The following is a 1,778-nucleotide window of genomic DNA, read 5'->3' as shown; positions in this document are numbered from 1 at the left end:
GGATACTTTGGCTAATGCTGTAAAAGTAACTTTAGGTCCTAAAGGCCGTAATGTAATTATCGATAAAAAATTTGGCTCACCTGCTATTACTAAAGATGGTGTTACTGTAGCTAAAGAAATCGAATTAAAAGACCCAATTGAAAATATGGGTGCTCAAATGGTTAAAGAAGTAGCGTCTAAAACTGCAGATATCGCAGGTGACGGAACTACAACTGCAACTGTATTGGCTCAGGCCATCGTTACTGCTGGTATTAAAAACGTTGCTGCTGGTGCAAATCCAATGGATTTGAAACGTGGTATCGACAAAGCGGTAACTGCAATTGTAGAAAACTTAAAATCACAATCTCAAACTGTAGGTGAAGACAACAACAAGATCAAACAAGTTGCTTCAATTTCAGCAAATAATGATGAAGTAATCGGATCTTTAATCGCTGAGGCAATGAGCAAAGTGGGTAAAGATGGTGTTATTACTGTAGAAGAAGCAAAAGGTACTGAAACTGAAGTAAAAACAGTTGAAGGTATGCAATTTGACCGTGGTTATTTATCACCTTACTTTGTAACTAATGCAGATAAAATGGAAGCGGAATTAGAAAACCCTTACATTTTGATCTATGATAAAAAGATCAGCAACATGAAAGAATTGTTGCCAATCCTTGAAAAACAAGTTCAAACTGGAAAACCTTTATTGATTATTGCTGAAGATTTAGATGGTGAAGCATTGGCAACTTTGGTGGTGAACAAAATCCGTGGATCCCTGAAAGTAGTTGCAGTTAAAGCTCCTGGTTTTGGTGACCGCAGAAAAGCTATGCTGGAAGATATCGCTATCTTAACTGGTGGTACAGTTATTTCTGAAGAAAGAGGTTATAAACTGGAAAATGCTGACCTGACTTATTTAGGTACTGCTGAAAAAGTGGTGGTTGACAAAGACAATACAACTGTAATCAATGGTGCTGGTCAGTCTGAAGACATCAAAGCTCGTGTTAACCAGATTAAAGCTCAAATCGAGACGACAACATCTGATTACGATAAAGAAAAATTACAGGAGCGTTTGGCTAAATTAGCTGGCGGTGTTGCTGTTCTTTATGTTGGTGCTGCTTCTGAAGTAGAAATGAAAGAGAAAAAAGACCGCGTTGATGATGCTTTACATGCAACCCGTGCGGCTGTTGAAGAAGGTATCGTTGCTGGTGGTGGTGTAGCTTTTATTCGCGCTATTGAAGCTTTAGAAGGTATGAAGGGTATTAATGATGACGAAACTACAGGTATTGCTATCGTTAAACGCGCTGTTGAAGAGCCTTTACGTCAAATCTGCGAAAATGCAGGTATTGAAGGTTCTATCGTTGTACAAAAAGTAAAAGAAGGCAAAGCTGATTTTGGTTACAATGCCCGTACTAATGTATATGAGAACTTAATTGCAGCTGGTGTAATTGACCCAACTAAAGTGGGCCGTGTTGCATTAGAAAATGCAGCTTCTATCGCAGCAATGTTGTTAACAACCGAATGTGTGTTGGCTGATGATCCTGAAGATGCTCCTGCTGGTGCAGGTATGCCTCCAATGGGCGGCGGCGGCATGGGTGGAATGATGTAATTCCCCATCTCAAAGCATAAATTTAAATAGAAAAGCCTCACAAAAATTTGTGAGGCTTTTCTATTTAAATTATATCTGTGTTAATTTTTGTTTCTGTATTGTAAATTATTAAATAGTTATTTACATTTATGGAAACAAACGCATGGGTAAATCTAAACTCGCTCTCATATTTGTTGCTTTTATTCTTATTGCT

The 1,778-nt window shown here is 38.1% G+C and carries 1 protein-coding gene; it reads left to right on the top strand.

Translation table 11 applies throughout. The features are described 5' to 3' along the window. Positions 1-1,585: chaperonin GroEL (groL, locus tag DBR11_RS26425; protein ID WP_108555561.1), on the top strand; the 1,585-nt coding region annotated here is incomplete at its 5' end. Positions 1,586-1,778: the final 193 nt, after the last annotated feature.

Origin of the sequence: Pedobacter sp. HMWF019 (assembly GCF_003061025.1) — a bacterium.
Taxonomy (GTDB): domain Bacteria; phylum Bacteroidota; class Bacteroidia; order Sphingobacteriales; family Sphingobacteriaceae; genus Pedobacter.
The sequence above is the reverse complement of the archived record's forward strand: the minus strand, read 5'-3'. Positions and strand labels throughout refer to the sequence as shown.